Origin of the sequence: Aliikangiella marina, assembly GCF_007004765.1 — a bacterium.
Classification (GTDB): Bacteria; Pseudomonadota; Gammaproteobacteria; order Enterobacterales; family Kangiellaceae; genus Aliikangiella; species Aliikangiella marina.
In genome coordinates this window covers 237,830-253,955 of the sequence record NZ_VIKR01000005.1, presented here as the reverse complement: position 1 = coordinate 253,955, position 16,126 = coordinate 237,830, and the positions used below count along the sequence as shown (strand labels likewise).

The 16,126-nt window shown below is 42.8% G+C and carries 18 protein-coding genes; 8 read left to right on the top strand and 10 right to left on the bottom strand.

Annotation, left to right across the window (positions count from 1 at the left end):
• Positions 1-10: 10 nt before the first annotated feature.
• Complete coding sequence (locus FLL45_RS18405; protein WP_142943522.1) at positions 11-607, bottom strand: carboxymuconolactone decarboxylase family protein; 597 nt, start codon at positions 605-607, stop codon at positions 11-13.
• A 137-nt stretch (positions 608-744) separates the two neighbouring features.
• On the opposite strand from FLL45_RS18405, the gene FLL45_RS18400 reads away from it, so the two are divergent.
• The 3 genes from FLL45_RS18400 to FLL45_RS18390 are packed head-to-tail and all read left to right on the top strand — an operon-like array spanning position 745 to position 2,969.
• Positions 745-1,263: a MerR family transcriptional regulator gene (locus FLL45_RS18400; RefSeq protein ID WP_142943521.1), complete on the top strand. Its 519-nt coding sequence runs from the start codon at positions 745-747 to the stop codon at positions 1,261-1,263.
• A 3-nt stretch (positions 1,264-1,266) separates the two neighbouring features.
• Positions 1,267-1,725, top strand: coding sequence for a PaaI family thioesterase (locus FLL45_RS18395; protein ID WP_142943520.1), 459 nt, complete (start codon positions 1,267-1,269; stop codon positions 1,723-1,725).
• Positions 1,726-1,736: 11 nt separating this feature from the next.
• On the top strand, positions 1,737-2,969 hold the full coding sequence (locus tag FLL45_RS18390) for an MFS transporter (protein WP_185964540.1): 1,233 nt from the start codon (positions 1,737-1,739) through the stop codon (positions 2,967-2,969).
• 12 nt (positions 2,970-2,981) lie between these two features.
• On the opposite strand, the gene FLL45_RS18385 is transcribed toward FLL45_RS18390, so the two are convergent.
• From FLL45_RS18385 to FLL45_RS18370, 4 genes are all read right to left on the bottom strand, one after another.
• Complete coding sequence (locus FLL45_RS18385) at positions 2,982-3,818, bottom strand: sulfurtransferase (RefSeq protein WP_185964539.1); 837 nt, start codon at positions 3,816-3,818, stop codon at positions 2,982-2,984.
• A gap of 116 nt (positions 3,819-3,934) precedes the next feature.
• Complete coding sequence (hemB, locus tag FLL45_RS18380) at positions 3,935-4,945, bottom strand: porphobilinogen synthase (RefSeq protein WP_142943517.1); 1,011 nt, start codon at positions 4,943-4,945, stop codon at positions 3,935-3,937.
• 146 nt (positions 4,946-5,091) lie between these two features.
• Entirely contained in the window at positions 5,092-6,000 is a 909-nt protein-coding gene (gene hemF / locus FLL45_RS18375) for an oxygen-dependent coproporphyrinogen oxidase (RefSeq protein ID WP_142943516.1), read from the bottom strand.
• 175 nt (positions 6,001-6,175) lie between these two features.
• The gene (locus FLL45_RS18370) at positions 6,176-7,564 is read right to left on the bottom strand and encodes a Na+/H+ antiporter NhaC family protein (RefSeq protein WP_142943515.1); all 1,389 of its coding nucleotides are present in this window, start codon (positions 7,562-7,564) and stop codon (positions 6,176-6,178) included.
• Positions 7,565-7,785: 221 nt separating this feature from the next.
• On the opposite strand from FLL45_RS18370, the gene FLL45_RS23145 reads away from it, so the two are divergent.
• From FLL45_RS23145 to FLL45_RS18360, 3 genes are all read left to right on the top strand, one after another.
• Complete coding sequence (locus tag FLL45_RS23145; protein ID WP_281282217.1) at positions 7,786-7,914, top strand: hypothetical protein; 129 nt, start codon at positions 7,786-7,788, stop codon at positions 7,912-7,914.
• A gap of 207 nt (positions 7,915-8,121) precedes the next feature.
• Positions 8,122-8,643, top strand: a complete 522-nt coding sequence (locus FLL45_RS18365; protein WP_142943514.1) for an SRPBCC family protein — start codon at positions 8,122-8,124, stop codon at positions 8,641-8,643.
• A 59-nt stretch (positions 8,644-8,702) separates the two neighbouring features.
• Complete coding sequence (locus FLL45_RS18360) at positions 8,703-9,155, top strand: GNAT family N-acetyltransferase (RefSeq protein WP_142943513.1); 453 nt, start codon at positions 8,703-8,705, stop codon at positions 9,153-9,155.
• Positions 9,156-9,164: 9 nt separating this feature from the next.
• On the opposite strand, the gene FLL45_RS18355 is transcribed toward FLL45_RS18360, so the two are convergent.
• The 5 genes from FLL45_RS18355 to FLL45_RS18335 all read right to left on the bottom strand — a co-directional run bounded on the left by FLL45_RS18355 (position 9,165) and on the right by FLL45_RS18335 (position 12,905).
• The gene (locus FLL45_RS18355; RefSeq protein WP_142943512.1) at positions 9,165-9,479 is read right to left on the bottom strand and encodes a PilZ domain-containing protein; all 315 of its coding nucleotides are present in this window, start codon (positions 9,477-9,479) and stop codon (positions 9,165-9,167) included.
• Between the two features lie 147 nt (positions 9,480-9,626).
• Positions 9,627-10,310: a DNA-3-methyladenine glycosylase I gene (locus FLL45_RS18350; RefSeq protein ID WP_142943511.1), complete on the bottom strand. Its 684-nt coding sequence runs from the start codon at positions 10,308-10,310 to the stop codon at positions 9,627-9,629.
• Positions 10,311-10,326: 16 nt separating this feature from the next.
• Positions 10,327-11,085, bottom strand: coding sequence for a thiol:disulfide interchange protein DsbA/DsbL (locus tag FLL45_RS18345; RefSeq protein ID WP_142943510.1), 759 nt, complete (start codon positions 11,083-11,085; stop codon positions 10,327-10,329).
• A 195-nt stretch (positions 11,086-11,280) separates the two neighbouring features.
• Positions 11,281-12,435 carry a multidrug effflux MFS transporter gene (locus FLL45_RS18340; protein WP_142943509.1) on the bottom strand — a complete coding sequence of 385 codons (1,155 nt, stop codon included), beginning with the start codon at positions 12,433-12,435 and terminating at the stop codon, positions 11,281-11,283.
• Between the two features lie 38 nt (positions 12,436-12,473).
• Complete coding sequence (locus FLL45_RS18335; RefSeq protein WP_142943508.1) at positions 12,474-12,905, bottom strand: hypothetical protein; 432 nt, start codon at positions 12,903-12,905, stop codon at positions 12,474-12,476.
• Between the two features lie 160 nt (positions 12,906-13,065).
• Between FLL45_RS18335 and FLL45_RS18330 the strand changes: the two genes are divergently transcribed.
• Both FLL45_RS18330 and FLL45_RS18325 read left to right on the top strand, forming a co-directional pair.
• The gene (locus FLL45_RS18330; RefSeq protein WP_142943507.1) at positions 13,066-14,565 is read left to right on the top strand and encodes an FG-GAP repeat domain-containing protein; all 1,500 of its coding nucleotides are present in this window, start codon (positions 13,066-13,068) and stop codon (positions 14,563-14,565) included.
• Positions 14,566-14,878: 313 nt separating this feature from the next.
• Entirely contained in the window at positions 14,879-16,096 is a 1,218-nt protein-coding gene (locus tag FLL45_RS18325; RefSeq protein WP_142943506.1) for a pyridoxal phosphate-dependent aminotransferase, read from the top strand.
• Positions 16,097-16,126: the final 30 nt, after the last annotated feature.

Here is a 16,126-nt window from a genome sequence, read left to right as displayed (position 1 = left end):
ATCCGGGAGCTTACTTCTGGAGGTGTTTGCCACCATCCCAGCCGCCTTGGGATAATACTCTATTGCCCATTGCCGCAGGTGATTCTTCTAAATCTGTTGCCATCGAATCGTTCCAGCGGTTCAAGAAGCCATATAAACAAACTGCACCCAAAATTTCAACGATTTGCTTCTCAGACCAATGTTCTCGCATGGCTGCAAAGAGCTCAGGGGTCACTGCGTTGGGCACAGAACCCGCCGCCAAAGCAAAATCTAAAGCGACTCGCTCTGCGTCGGAGTATAAGTCTGACGTTTTATAGTCCCATATTGCATCTAACTTCTCTTGCGAGATACCATGAATTTGAGCAGCGACCAATGAGTGAGCTTCACAGTACTGACACCCTGCAGCTCGGCTACAAAAATGGGCAATGAGCCGCATAAAGCCCAAGTCAACATCACCATCTTTAGACATAACCGCTTTAGTCAATACACCAAAGCCCTTTACCATTTCAGGCTTGCGTTGCATGGTTAATAGACTATTCGGGACAAAGCCGAGGATTTGTTCGAATATTGCAAAGTCGTCCGCTAATTCTGGGGTCGCAGATTTATCAAGGGGTTTCATATGTGCCATGTGTCGCTCCGGAGCTAAAAGTCAAATATTATTGCATATGCAATATAATAAGAATTCATCACGAATATTGCAAGCAAAACCAATCTGCTGAAGAATAGTGTCTATGATCGACTTCAAGTCACTTAAAGAGTTTTAACTTGCTTACTGTATCTAAACTAGCAAAGCGCTTTAATATATCAAGAACGACTCTCTTGTATTACGAGCAAGCGGAGCTCCTTTTTCCAGCGACTCGTTCAGACAACGGCTATCGTTGGTATGGAGAACAGGAAATTGAACGCTTAAAACGAATTGTTAACTACCGTTCTTTTGGCATTTCAATCACTCAAATCAAACATTTGCTCGATAAAACTGAAGATAATGATCAAGAGAAGATTCTCCGTAAGCAGTTCGATCATCTCGAACAAGAAATCCGTTCTCTCAGGAAACAACAAAAAGCGATTGTAACCTTTATGGATTCGCCAGAGTTCGCGAATAGTCAATCGATGACTAAAGAAAAATGGACGGCGATTCTTCGCGCTTCTGGTATGAATGATGATGATATGATGAAATGGCATCGCCAATTTGAAAAAATGGAACCGCAGGCTCATCAGGCTTTCTTAGAGTCGCTCAATATTCCAAAAACAGAAATTCGACAAATCAGAAAAATGTCAAGGTGAGTTATGTCCACAAGTTTTGACCCTAAAGATCCTAATTATGCCGAGCGAGTATCAAATAGTTTTAAGCGACAAAAGGTCATGGCAACATTAAATGCAAAACTCGAAAGCGTCGCACCCGGTGAAGTAGAGATTAGCTTTCCCTATCACGAAGATTTCACTCAACAGCACGGCTTTATTCATGCGGGCATTAGTTCAACGATACTGGATTCCGCGTGTGGTTATGCTGCATTTTCGTTGATGCCCGCTGATGCGGCAGTTTTATCCATTGAGTTCAAAACTAATTTACTATCGCCAGCTAAGGGTGAAAAATTTATCGCGAAAGCGACAGTCATAAAGCCGGGAAAAACGATAACGGTAACTGAAGCGAAACTCTTTGCAGTGAGTGGCGAATCAATAAAGCTCATTGCATCAATGAACGGAACGATGATGGCCGTATTTGACCGCCCAGCAATAACACAGTAATGAGACATGCCATGAATCAACAAGACTCAATAGCACAAGAGAATAATCAAGCTTTTGGAAAAGACATTCGCAAGGGGTCCTTAGTCTCGATCTTATTGCTCGCTAAATTTATCGAGCGATTTGCTTATTTTGGATGGCGCAGTATTTTATTTGTATTTTTAGTCGAAAACGTTGCTACCGAAAATCGCTTAAGCCAACAAGACATTTCACAAATTTATGGTGTGGTAATAATCGGAACTATTCTAATGTCGCTCTTGGGTGGATTTATCGGAGATAAACTGAATAATAATGGTCGTGTTTCAATGATCGGTTTTTTTCTAATTTCCGCCGGATTTGCGATGACTTGGCAGTTCACTGATGACTTATACTTAGTGCCAATCGTCATTATCTCGATCGGTATTGGGCTTGCTAATCCCAATCTCACCGCAATGATTGGTAAACTTTATTTTAACCAGAAGCAGCATTTGTTTAGAGCTTACTCGGCCAACTTCTTGGCAATTAATATTGGTGCTTTTCTTGCCGCCTTGGTGATCGGTCTCGCGTCACAGACGATTGGGTTGATAGGCGCAATTATTATTCTTAGCTTAGTTGTTCTGATACCAGCCTTACTACTCCATGTATTCCGCGAGAAATTTTTACTGATAGACGCCAGCTATTCGAATATTTCAAGAAGCACCCAGTCAAGGTTACCTACCTTGGGATTACTTTTTATTATCGTAATTGCCATCAACGTTCTAGATGAGTTATTTTGGGGCGGCTCCATTCAAAACTTGATGAGTAACAATTTAAATACTGACTTGGCCAACTTAGAAAACTTTGCCCTAATTGTCACCATTAATTGTTTAGTCGTCTTCTTATTCTTAGGTCTCAATTCAGTTAAAAGTTGGAAGCGCTTGCTATGGTTAACTGCCATTATGACGATTAGCCTGATGCTATGGCAGCAAAGCTTTCAACTTTACGCTCAACTGGGCTACGGACAAATATTTAGTTTCGTGTTGGTCATCGGTCTACTAGAAGCGGTTAGTCAGCCTTATTTACATGCACTGCTGATAAAGCTCAATATTCGGTTTGTCGCAACCAGTATCGCGCTTATCTCCTTAGTCGCACAAGCAGGTCAAGCGGTGATAAAAGTGATTGAACCCGAGAGCATCGCCATCCCGGTAATCTGTGTTTTGTTGATTTTTGGGTCAGGGTTTGGGTTCTACTATTTAATGAAACAACTAAGGGAGTCTGATGCAAGCTAATTTTGAACTAACTTAAGATGACGCTGTTGGTAAATTTTTGTTGGCGCCCCATTCACTCCAAGAGCCGTCATAGACGGCTAAACGCTGGTAGCCAATTTCATCGGCAACTAACGCTAGAACGCTCGCGGTGACACCTGATCCACAACTAAACACTAATCGATTAGACTCTTTTTTGACAACTTCGCTAAATACTTTAGCGAGTTCTGGTTTCGATTTAAAGAGGCCATCTTGCAGCAGCTCGGTAAAGGGTAAACATGAAGAGTTGGGAATATGTCCACCGCTTAAGCCTGTTCGCGGTTCCGGTTCGGTTCCGTTAAAACGTCCTAGCGAACGAGCATCAATCACTTGAGAAGTCTCATCATTGATTAAACCAAATACTTGTTCCATTGAAACGACCATTTCACGGTTGAAGCGACTCTTGAAATTACCGGTATTTTCAGCAGGTTTATAGTCATTATTCGTCGAAAAACCAGCGGCAATCCAGCTCGGTAAACCACCATCTAGTACAACGACCTTAGCATGGCCAAAAATTTTGAACATCCACCATGCTCGTGGCGCAGAGAATATTCCCATTGCATCATAACAAACCACGATCGAATCTTGATTTATACCAAGTTTTCGAACCGCCAATTCAAACTGTTCACCACTCGGCAACATGTGCGGTAGCATTGTTTGATGATCGCAAATTTCTGTATCAAAATTAAATGCCCTAGCACCTGCAATTTTTAATTTGGGTGTTGCTATGGGCTCACCGTTAGGCATTTTTTTCATCGTCGCATCAAGAATAACGACTTGAGGATTTTTGAGGTTTTCACTCAGCCAATTCACCGAAACAATGTTTGACGCCACTGTCAATGACTCCATTCTCTTAATCATATAAAACGATTTTGCAATGACTGAGCTTAAACACCCAGCGACTCCAGTCGGCCGCTGGGCGTCAAGTTTTTAATACTCAACATCAATGATTATTCTTTCAACCAACGAGCCACGTCTTTCGCGTAATAAGTTAATACCGCATCGGTACCCGCTCGCTTGAATCCGACCATTGCCTCAAGAACACATTTTTTTTCGTCTATCCACCCATTTGCTGACGCGGCTTTTAGCATGGCATATTCGCCACTAACCTGATAAGCCATAACTGGCACCTTAAAGTTTTGCTTAGCTCGGTAGATGACATCGAGATAAGGCATACCCGGTTTGACCATTAGCATATCTGCACCTTCATTCAGATCCAAAGCCATTTCATGAAATGCTTCATCGCCATTTGCCGGATCCATTTGATAAGTTTTTTTATCCGCTTTACCTAAGTTGCCTGCTGACCCTACGGCATCTCGAAATGGTCCGTAAAAAGCCGACGCATATTTCGCTGAGTAAGAAAGAATTTTAGTATTAACAAACCCTTTTTCTTCCAAGGCCTCACGTATCGCACCAATCCGACCATCCATCATATCTGAAGGCGCAACAATATCAGCACCTGCTTCGGCATGACTGACAGCTTGCTTTACTAGAACTTCCGTCGTGATATCGTTAACAACATAACCATCTTCATCAATAATTCCATCTTGACCATGGCTTGTATAAGGATCTAAAGCGACGTCCGTAATCACGCCCAGCTCCGGAAACTGAGCTTTTATTGCGGCAACCGTTTTTTGGACTAGACCATCCGCGTTAAAAGCTTCTTCAGCCATTAATGATTTTTTAGCCGAATCAATTACCGGAAACAAAGCGACTGCAGGAATACCCAACGAAACAACTTCTTGTAACTCGACTAATAAATTATCTAATGACTTTCTTTCAACACCTGGCATTGACGCGACCGCTTCCGTCTTGTTCTCACCTTCTAGAACAAATACTGGATATATAAGGTCATCGGCTGAAACCTTGTTTTCTGCCATCAACCGACGGGAAAAGTCATTAGCTCTCATGCGACGTGGACGTTTAAATGGAAAGCGACTCTCAGTTGAATATTGCGCCATTATTTTTCCTTAATGTTTAATCTAGTATCGGCACGATTCATGTATCGGCCCGAGTCATCTATCAACACAACTCATCTATTTACACGACTGGTGCTCGAGATATCAATCGGTAATGCTCGTTTGAATCACTATTTGCTGGCAAACAGCTAATTACTTAACCAATCTCTTTCTTGCAAATAGTAGTCAGTTAATTTGGCTTCTTCACTCCCCGCCTCGGGCTGCCAATTGTACTCCCAACCGACATCGGCAGGCAGGGACATGAGTATTGACTCAGTACGACCGCCGGTTTGCAAACCGAATAAGGTTCCGCGATCGTAAACTAAGTTAAATTCGACATAGCGCCCGCGACGAATTTTTTGAAACGCTTTTTCTCGATCGCCAAATTCTACACCTTTGCGACGTTCAACGATCGGTACGTAAGCCTCCAAATAGTGGTTACCGACACTACGCATAAATTCAAAAGACTTATCAAATCCTGGCTTGTTAAGATCATCAAAAAATAATCCACCAACGCCACGCGGTTCGTTTCGATGTTTGATATAGAAATATTCATCACACCATTTTTTATATTCATCATAAGCAGCATCACCTAATGGTTCGCAGGCATTTTTAGATACTTGATGCCAATGAATACAATCCTCTTCAAAACCATAGTAGGGAGTAAGGTCAAAACCGCCACCAAACCACCAAACGGGATCTTCACCCGCTTTTTCGGCAACAAAAAAACGGACATTCATATGGGAAGTAGGCACATAGGGGTTGTTTGGGTGAACGACGAGTGAGACCCCCATTGCTTGAAAACTACGGCCGACAAGTTCAGGTCTAATAGCCGTCGCTGAATTGGGTAACTTATCACCTGAAACATGCGAAAAATTCACGCCCGCCTTTTCAAAAACACCACCTCGATTCAAAACCCGCGAACGACCTCCGCCACCTTGTTCTCGTTGCCATTCGTCGGTTATAAAATTGCCGGCGCCATCAATCAGCTCTAGACCAGCACAAATCGTGTCTTGCAAACCCATTAAATATTGCTTAACCGCAGCGATATCGACCATTGTGATCCCTTGATTGGATTGTTTATTAAAGCCGGCTCTGCCACCAAAAACAGAGCCGAAGTGCAACTTGTGGGTATTTTAACGCTTTATCGAACAGAACTCGAATACTGGGACAGGTTACTCTTGATCGCTATCAACTTCGCTGTGTATTTTGTAAAACGAACGCTGCTGTTGGTTAAACCGTCGCACCGATTACTAAAAACCCTAAAATGCTAATTCCACCGGCAATTAATGCATAAGGGATTTGAGTTTTCACATGCTCAAGGTGGTCACAACCAGCCGCCAGTGACGAAACAATTGTTGTATCTGATATGGGTGAACAATGATCACCAAACACGCCGCCACCGACAATTGCGGCCATAATAATTTCCACGGGTATACCCAGTGATAAAGCGATTGGAACGCCAATTGGCACCAGAATGCCAAATGTCCCCCACGAAGTTCCAGTGGTAAATGAGATAATCGAAGCACTGATAAAAATTAGTGCCGGTACGGTAAATAAGGGTAAATTCTGACTAACCATTTGCGACACAAACTCGCCAGTTCCTAGCGCTTTCATGCTGTTGCCTAGCGCTAAAGCTAGCAAAACAGTGGTTACCAGCGGCAGTAAATCAGACATCCCTTGGAAGCTCCACTTTACTAAAGTTGTCGCTTTTTGGCTGTAACGTGAAAAGCGAATCATTACAAAAGCGACCAAACACGCCACCGATACCGCCCATAGCACTGACTTGGACCCCGAACCCTTCAAAATCTCGCCATTACCCGAATACCACATAAAAAAGACAATTCCACCAATCATCGTTAGTAACGGTACCAGCATAAAACTCACTTTGGTCGCTTGCTGGACGGGCTCATCTTGCGCTGACGGATTATTACCAGTTTGGGGACTGCTTGATTGTTCAAGTTGTTGCTCAGCTCGTTTCATCGGTCCAAATACTCTGCCACTCCAAACCGTGTAAAAAACTAACGCCAGTGTGAGCCAAGAATATAGGTTGTAAGGTATGGAATAAACAAGTGTTTCCACGGGGTTATCAATCGGATAATCATCGAGGAGACTTAACAGAAAAGCTCCCCAAGCATTAAACAAAATAATTACGCAGATCGGGGCGCAGGTTGAATCAATAATATAGGCTAATCTTGCTCGACTCATCTTTACCTTATCGAACAAGTCTCGTGATATAAAACCAGCCGTTAATATACTCAGATTAGTCTCGATAAAAATAACGATACCCAGCAAGGTTGGCATAGAAGCAACTTTGCGCTGGCTATTAGCAAGGCCTTTCTCACTAACCCAATTAACGAAGGCGGCAACCCCACCGGACAATTTAATAAGGCTCAATAGCGCGCCAATCAGCAAGCTGAAGATTAATATTCGGGTATTTCCGGCACTCGAGAACACGTCGACAATGCGATCAAATACAGCCAGAAAACCAAGGCCAGGATTAAATTGCTGCAGCAACACTTCGGCAACTAACAAAGCTGTCAGCAATGAAATGATGACATCTTTCTTCCACACAGCGACGCCAATTGCGATTGCTGGTGGTAATAACGTAAACCAATCCAAAATAGGCTCCCCAAGACTCTTTGCTTCGAGTAGTAAGTAATTTGACTAAATTGTTGCACATTAAACCACTATTCGCAGGGTTAAATCCAATAAATTCAAAGAAATTCAATTGCTTATAGATTGGTCCGGAAGTTGCTTTAGATTAATTATCAAAAACCAATCAACGCTCGATTGAGTTTTATGCATCTCTCATACGGTTATTAAGCAAGGAGTTTGATTAAATGTTTGAATTGATTATGGGTATCATTATCGGAGCAACTTTCGCTGAGTTTTGGCGCCACCTTTATCGCGTCGTCAAGCGCAAGATTTCTCGCTGGATGGACGATAATAAGTCCAAAACCGCCGAATAAGCGCGCTTTTAATACCGCTTTCACCTTGCTGTTCGTGCCTGGCGAAGTGCTGGGTACGGACAGTTTTTTCAACTTGTTTCAGCAACCTCTCACCGGTTTCAATCAAATTGCTTAACACGCCAAAACCACAAATGTTATAGTCTCTTCAATAAAAACCCTGGCGATTTTTTTTAATAACAACAAACTTGATTAACTCTTGGGACGACTATGAAATTATTTTTAAAGATCTTCGGCGTATTACTCGCACTGTTTATCATTGTTGGATTGGTGTTGGACAATAGCGTTGATGTCCGCCGGCAAGTTGTCATTGAAGCCGCGCCACAAGCCATTCATCCCTACCTTTCAGACTTGAAACAATGGCCAAAGTGGACACCATGGGCGGAACTCGACCCATCAATGAAAACGACCATTGGTAACATTTCCGCAGGCGTCGGTGCGTCGCAATCTTGGGCTGGTCAGAGCGGCGCAGGCGCACTGACCATCACTCAATCTTCACTTGAGGAAGGGGTTATCTATAGTATGAACTTTGAAGGTGATTCGACGGTTTATACCTCTGGTTTAACTTATCAATGGGATGGTAAAGCGACGACTGTTACTTGGTTTATGAAGGGTAAAATGGAGCCCATCATTATTGGTAACTATTTCGCCCAGCTGATGGATAAATTTGTTGGTCAAAGCTATGAAGATGGCTTAAACAAACTCAAAGAACTGGTTGAGTCGACAGTTTAAGCCTGGTTAGCTTAGTTCAGCCTGCTAGGGCCATACCAGTGGACACTAACCGCTAATCGATGGATTACCTTATTCGCCAAGCAACTACCGATGATGCTGGAGCAATTGCTGAGTTTATCCACCCGATAGTAAAACAGTTCATTAGTCATGAGTTCGCTCAGCCAAGCGAACAATTAATGCTAGGCTCTTTGACTGCCTCGGCGATAGCAGGAAATATCGACAGCAACTATCGGTATCGTATTTCAATTAACCAAAACAATGACATTGTCGGGGTATTGGGAGTAAGGCTTCCATCCCATCTATTTCATTTATTTGTTGAACCCTCACTTCATGGCCGGGGAATTGGTCGCGCCCTGTGGCAAGACTACTTGCAGCAGACAACTGAGCGACAGTTTACCCTTAATTCATCGAAAATCGCGGTTGGTTTTTATGAAAAGTTGGGATTTGAAAAGCAAGGGAGTGCTATCGAGAAAAATGGGATTCTGTCTTATCCGATGCGTCTTGAACTATAAAGCTCAACCTTAACTGGCTTCTTGTAAGTACTCGATCCCGGCACCGTAGCGATTGGTCCAAGCAACTCGGGCATTCAGAATCGGCGGGTTTTCTAACCCTTCGGCAGATTGAACCTGAATTATCGTATTAATGCTCAACAAGGCGAGCGCTTTGCCTTCAATAAATAATCCACCATCAGAAAAATCCATGGTTCGCGATTTAAAACGAGTGAAATTTTCGCCGGAAACAAACACATGAGTACGAATAGGCATTCGCTTGTGTCTTCGTTTGTCTTTGCCACCTGTTTGATTTCCCTGCGAAGCAGTATGTTGTTCAACCGCCATCTGACTATCTCAAAATATCTCACTTTATAGACTAGTTTAGTCTAAAACCTGAGATTTTCCAGAATCCGGCGCTGCATGGGGGGCTGCCTTGCAGGGGGCTACCGAGTAAAAGCGCAATTAACGTGCTCGACCACCCATAGTCGATAATTATACGACCAAGTTCTCACCAATTGACATGGAGATCGTTCGACTGATATCCGCCATAGTGCGGCCACTTTCATCTCGCCATTGATTAAAAGCTTCTTGAACTAATTTGAGATCACGTTGCGAGGTCGGCTGTTTCGTCACGATATTCTGACCAATCAAGTAAGCCACGACATCGCGAGTCAAAAGAAAAGAGTCCTTGCCAACAGCCCTTAAAAAATAGGGGCCAGTGTTTCCACCTAACCGAGAGCCGTGTTTTTTGAGATAAAGCCAAAGTTGAGTAATCTCTTCCACCGGCCATTCAGCGATGAACCGACCGAAGCCATTATGTTTTTTAGATTCAAGCTTTACAAAATAGGCATTTTCGCGAACGGCCTTTACTTTGGTAAAATTGCGAATAATCCGCTTATCCTGTGCCATCCGCTCTATTTGCTCATCACTTGCGATAGCGAGCTTTTCAGGCGCGAACCCCCAAAGGACTTCCTCAAAACCTGGCCATTTTTGTTCAACGACACGCCACACAAAACCCGATTGGAATATTTTTTTAGACATCGCTGAAAGATAGGCCGCGTCGGCCAATTGCGTTAACTGACTTGCCGTTTTAATCTCTGGCAGGAGCGCTTCTAAGTTAGCTTCGCCGCCTTTTCGCTCGGCGGCGCGCTCATAAATGATGGAAAACTTTTCCATAATATTCTGGGGTCGACTATGAGCCAGACTTACAGTTATGTTCTTTGGCGAGTAACTCGTCAACTAACTTGAAAACATTTTCTGTCCCGCCAGCAGCAGTAATATCGGTCATGTATCGATGGTTAACAATCACCCGAGGTACTGAGGTAATTTTATATTTGGCCATCATTTCAAAATCTTTATTGATTGCTGCCGTCATCGCTTCTTGATCTGCCAAAACTGTAAGCGCTTGCTCCTTATTGGCACCGTGGGTTGCCAAAAAGTCAGCAGCTTCATCTGGTGAAGCAAAAAGTTTTTTCTCGATATGGATCCGATCAAACAGCGCTTTTTGAACGCCATCCAAGACACCTAATTTGACCGCCGCATGATGGACTAATAACAGAGACCCGAATTGATCACGTCCTAAATGAGTGGGAACCGAGACAAATTTTACTTTGCCAGCATTCGCTTTTTTCCACTTTTCAGCTTCGGGTTCTAAGTTGTAACAATGAGGACACTGATAAGCGAAAAATTCGTAAACCACAGGCGTTTCACAGGCGTACTGCGGTTCAACTTCGGAGTAAGCTTGACCTGAAGGAATTGCCGAATGGCTACCATGGTCATGTCCATCAGCCTCATGGTGCTTATCTTCCGCTGGTGCTTGTGTCTCAGCTTGTGCTTGCGTGGTTTCTTGTTTCGCCTCTTGAGACTCAGCGGGTTGTTGTGCAGCGTCTTGTTCACCCTGGCATCCAACCAACAAGAGGACTATAGCCAAAATACCAAATAACTGTTTCACCTTAACTCCTAAAAATGGTGGTTACACCATATATCATTTCAAATCAGCAAGCATCATAGCAACTTAGATGTTGCAGGCAAAGTACATTTGGAGTGTCGAATTCCACAATTGTTAAGATTCATTACAAAACGAATAACAACCCAGGAAAACATTTTGATAGTCGCGATTATTAGTCTTAGTCACCCAGGTTAGTCATCAGGAAACCCGCTGTGAACGCCATATTCCAATGACGATAAAAGCTAAACACGTTACATAAATGATGCCAATGGAATAACCTTGAGGGTCAAACACCAGTGCTAACAAGGGCCCCGCTAATGCACCACAACCAAACCTTAAGGTACCGATAACCGCGGTTGCCGTTCCAGCATGTTGACCAAACTGCTGAAGTATCAACGCATCGGCATTGGCAGAAATAATCATCAAGGTCGCGATCATCAGAATAATACTTGCGATAATCAATCCAGGCGCGGCATGAGAAAACATCGAGAGCATCACTGATAAAGCCGCACAGCCACCGATCGGCGCTACCCGGCGAAGTATCTTTTTTGAACCCCATGAAGGGACAATCCGCGTGTTAATAAAAGAGGCACCCATCATTCCGATTACATTGGCAGCAAACAACCAACTAAAGGTTTGTTCATTAAAGCCAAACACTTGAATATATAAAAAAGATACCGAAGTAATGTAAGTAAAAAACACAACCGAAGTCATCATGGTCACCATCAGCAGCGGTCGGCAAGCGGCCTCTCCTAACACTATCTTATAGCGACCTATAAAATTAATGGTTTGTGTTGGTGTCTGTTGCTGCACCTCTAGGTTTGGAAAGAATATACTCGCTACTACGAGAATGAACCCTGCATAACCAGCAATCACTTTGAATATCAGCGGCCAGGTGTCGAGTAGTAAAAGGTAGCCACCTATCGCCGGTGCTAACATTGGGGCGACCATCATTATCATTGAAACATAAGACAGGCCTTTGGCGGTATCTTTCCCAAATATCATCCGGATAGCACCAGGAATAACAACCGTCGCGGCACCGCCGAAAAAAGCCTGGAAAAAACGCAACACCAAAAACGTCTCGGCCGATTGAGTCATCGCTAAAAGGACACTGCAACTGACGAAACCGGTTAACCCCATCAGCAATAACGGCCTTCTACCAAAGCGATCGGCCATCGGGCCAAACAAAAACATCCCCAATGCGTAACCGGCCAAAAAAATACTTATCGAATTTTGTAAGGTTTGAATCGGCGCCTGAAAATCATCGGCAATCTGAACCAAAGCAGGTAAATACATATCCACAGCCAATGGTGTGATCGCAAAGATTGCGGCAAATAACGGTAAAAATCGCATCTAAAACCTTAGATCGGTTGTCGAGTGGGCCTGCTAATTCATGGGTTAATTTGCAGGAATGAGTCAAGTGCTTCTTCTGCGGATAAATGGTAGTAGCACTTTTCCAGGCAATTATAGTCGGAAAATCTCAATTTAAAAATCGACGACTCTTCAACTAAAAACCAACCGTTTTCTTGCTGGTTATCAACTTGATACAGCCCCGGTTCATATTCGCCATGCTGTAATTGCTGAACTTCTGAATCAGTGTTAGCAATTGGCTGGTTTTGATTTAACGGAAAAATCAATGCCGGACGGTCTGACGTGCCAATCAGTTCTATTATTTGATGCGTGGTTGGTACTGATAAAAAGTCTCGGTGGCATGCGTAACTTAAAAAGATTCGCTGTTGCGGTTCATTGATCGCAGTCGCAAACCAATCCAAGACGGGATCAACTTGCATCCGAGGTAAGCCAATATTAGAAATGGATTGCATAATAGCGGTCTATTAATAGATTTTCAGGGGTTAATGACATCAAATATAACAATTTGCTGAACCAGATACCTAATTATTGGTCGTATAATGCAATATTGGATTCGTGTCCTAATCTCTAAAATCGCAATTTACCAGAGAAAAAGAATTTGAGGATTTATTCATGACAATACGCTGGCTTCTTTGTATCGCTCTATTCAGCCTAAGCTCTGCGGTTTCGGCTCAACTAAAATTTGAAGAACATTTTCTGCAAACAGAGTTTAAAATTACTCACCCGGTAATCACTGCGAATTTGCTTGGGGGTGAAGAACCACAAATAGTCATCATTGGCGAAGACGAGAGTAAACAAAGAATACTTACTACCTATCAACTGGTAAAAGATGCTGACACCCAAAAGCTCAGATATCAAGAAATTGCCATGTTAGTAATACCCGATAATTTCTTGGCATTTGATTTACTGAAAACCAAAGATGCTGAAAAAATTCTCTTTCAATCAAACGAAGCAATTTACGAACTTGATTTGGTGACCCGCAACTTCATCAAAATTATCGACAGTCCTTCAATCTATCTCAAAGAAAAGGGACAGTTTCTCGCTCAGAGGGAATTTGTCAAAGACGCCAATGGCGACGAAATCGATGACATTATTGTACCCGATTTTAGAAACATCCAAGTCTTTTTACAGAACGAGCAAGGCGATTTTAGCAAACAAGTTTTACCAATCGATCCCAAAATAAGCCTGTCCAATGGTTCCGCCACTTATTCAGAAACACCGGTTTATTTCGCCGATCTAAACCTCGATCAGAAACATGACCTTATTGTTGTTAAAGATGCGAGCTTTCAAGTTTTTCACCAAAACGGTAACGGTACGTTTAAAACAGACTCGCAACTGATCCAAGTACCGATTGATTTTAAGGAGATGAATTGGTGGGAAATTCGAGAGTCGGATGGCGAGCAAATGGATCAAAGCTCACTGGCTTACCGCACGGTTTCTCAATTAAAAGATATTAATAATGACTCAGTCGTTGACTTGATGGTGAGATTCAGTAAAACCGATGGAGTTTTAGATCGACAAAATAATTATGAGATTTATCTTGGTAAACCCAATGGTAGCAAGGTCGATTTTGCTGACAAACCTGATAGCGTTCTCGAGGTTGACGGAACAACCGTCGCGGTTAAGACCATTGACCTCGATGGTGACAAAAAGTCTGAGGTGCTGCTGACTAGCCTCGATATTGGTGTATCACAAATTATTGGCGCATTGCTCTCAGGTAGTATCGACCAAGATGTTTACGTGTTTAAAATGAATCAGGACGATAAATACGAAGAAGATCCCAAAGTCAGTAAAGATGTCGAGTTAAGCTTTAGCTTGTCGTCTGGTAAGCGCGGTCAGCCTGTCGTTAAAGCCGCAGATTTTAACGGTGATGGATTAAAAGACCTATTGTTTTCAAACGGTTCGAAATCGATGAAAATCTATATGGGGACAGATAAAAAGCGCATGTTTAAACGAAAGTCGAGCAAATTTAAAGTGACAGTACCCAAAGATGGTGAGTTCGTGGAGACTAAAGATTTGAACAACGATGGAAAAGAAGACCTTATGGTGCGATATGGCCGCCAAGATGATGAGGCGTTAAAAAACAAAGTCGTTATTCTGATGTCTCGCTAACATCCAACCGGTTGTTAATTAGTAGCCACTATCATTCTATAACCCGCCAACTTTTCGCAATAGCGGAGCAACTCGGGCCGAAAATTGCACTTATTCGCTCGCCAATAAAAACTCAAATCAACCCATCAACAACCGACCAACAGTTTCCCCCGAGGCTAAAGTTTTCTGCAATTATCACTATTCGCAGTCAAATGATGGTCATTTCCCATGATCTGAGTCACCTTATTCTTATATGCTATTTGCCCATTCTTGCGATATTTTCCTATCATCAGTCACAGCCAACTATAAAATCGAAGACTTAAAATTATTTACTATGAAACCGATTAACCGGTCTGAAAAACTTCATGGTGTGAGTTATGACATCAGAGGTCCTGTACTGCAAAAAGCCAAACAGCTTGAAGACGAAGGACACAAAATTCTTAAGCTTAACATTGGTAATCCAGCACCATTTGGCTTTGAAGCACCGGAAGATATTCTTAAAGATGTCATCCATAACTTGCCGACGGCACAAGGCTATGGAGACTCAAACGGTCTTTACTCTGCTAAAGTTGCAATTCACCAGTATTATCAAACTTATGGTTTACTGGATACAACGGTCGATGATATCTATGTGGGAAATGGCGTTAGTGAATTAATCGTTATGGCGATGCAAGCGTTACTCAACAACGGCGATCAAGTGCTCGTACCATCACCAGATTATCCCTTATGGACGGCTGCGATAAAACTCTCTGGCGGAAATCCTATTCATTATGTGTGTGATGAACAATCCGATTGGTTTCCAGATCTTGACGATATTCGCGCTAAGCTCACGGATAAAACTAAAGCCATTGTGCTCATCAACCCCAATAATCCGACGGGAGCTGTTTACGATAAAGCAATTTTGCAAGCGATAACCGACTTTGCGCGAGAACATCAGCTGATTATTTTTAGTGATGAAATCTATGACAAGGTTTTGTTTGACCAAGCAATGCATATTCCGATTGCAACATTAAGTGATGATGTTTTTTGTGTAACTTTTAGTGGCTTATCAAAAAATTATCGCGTCGCTGGATTTCGAGTAGGCTGGATGATTTTAACTGGCCCCAAAAGAGTCGCGCAAGATTATATCAGTGGCTTGGACATGCTCTCTTCAATGCGGCTTTGCGCCAATATGCCCATGCAATATGCGATTCAAACTGCGCTTGGCGGTTATCAGAGTATTCAAGATTTGGTCGCACCAGCTGGTCGGCTTTATCAACAAATGGACCTTTGTCATCGCTTAATCAATGATATTCCCGGCCTTAGCTGCGTTCGCCCAAAGGGGGCAATGTATTGTTTTCCTAAGATCGACACTAAGAAATTTAATATTAAAGATGATGAACAATTTGTACTCGATTACTTAGTCGATAAGCAGGTATTACTGGTGCCTGGTGGCGCTTTTAATTGGCAACAACCCGATCACTTTCGCATTGTGTTTTTACCGCACAAAGATCAACTTAAAACCGCGCTTGAGTCTATGGCAGATTTTCTCTTGAGTTATCGTCAATCTTAGCCACTCAATTACACCGCATTCTATAACTAG

Coding starts and splice junctions, on each gene's coding strand:
- FLL45_RS18355 (WP_142943512.1), bottom strand. CDS start 9,479: ATGGCGGTTGAACAACATACTGCTTCGCAGGGAAATCAAACAGGTGGC.
- FLL45_RS18335 (WP_142943508.1), bottom strand. CDS start 12,905: ATGCAATCCATTTCTAATATTGGCTTACCTCGGATGCAAGTTGATCCC.
- hemF (WP_142943516.1), bottom strand. CDS start 6,000: ATGGTCGATATCGCTGCGGTTAAGCAATATTTAATGGGTTTGCAAGAC.
- FLL45_RS18360 (WP_142943513.1), top strand. CDS start 8,703: ATGGATTACCTTATTCGCCAAGCAACTACCGATGATGCTGGAGCAATT.
- FLL45_RS18390 (WP_185964540.1), top strand. CDS start 1,737: ATGAATCAACAAGACTCAATAGCACAAGAGAATAATCAAGCTTTTGGA.
- FLL45_RS18405 (WP_142943522.1), bottom strand. CDS start 607: ATGGCACATATGAAACCCCTTGATAAATCTGCGACCCCAGAATTAGCG.
- FLL45_RS18350 (WP_142943511.1), bottom strand. CDS start 10,310: ATGGAAAAGTTTTCCATCATTTATGAGCGCGCCGCCGAGCGAAAAGGC.
- FLL45_RS18325 (WP_142943506.1), top strand. CDS start 14,879: ATGAAACCGATTAACCGGTCTGAAAAACTTCATGGTGTGAGTTATGAC.
- FLL45_RS18340 (WP_142943509.1), bottom strand. CDS start 12,435: ATGCGATTTTTACCGTTATTTGCCGCAATCTTTGCGATCACACCATTG.
- FLL45_RS18395 (WP_142943520.1), top strand. CDS start 1,267: ATGTCCACAAGTTTTGACCCTAAAGATCCTAATTATGCCGAGCGAGTA.
- FLL45_RS18330 (WP_142943507.1), top strand. CDS start 13,066: ATGACAATACGCTGGCTTCTTTGTATCGCTCTATTCAGCCTAAGCTCT.
- FLL45_RS18365 (WP_142943514.1), top strand. CDS start 8,122: ATGAAATTATTTTTAAAGATCTTCGGCGTATTACTCGCACTGTTTATC.
- FLL45_RS23145 (WP_281282217.1), top strand. CDS start 7,786: ATGTTTGAATTGATTATGGGTATCATTATCGGAGCAACTTTCGCTGAG.
- hemB (WP_142943517.1), bottom strand. CDS start 4,945: ATGGCGCAATATTCAACTGAGAGTCGCTTTCCATTTAAACGTCCACGT.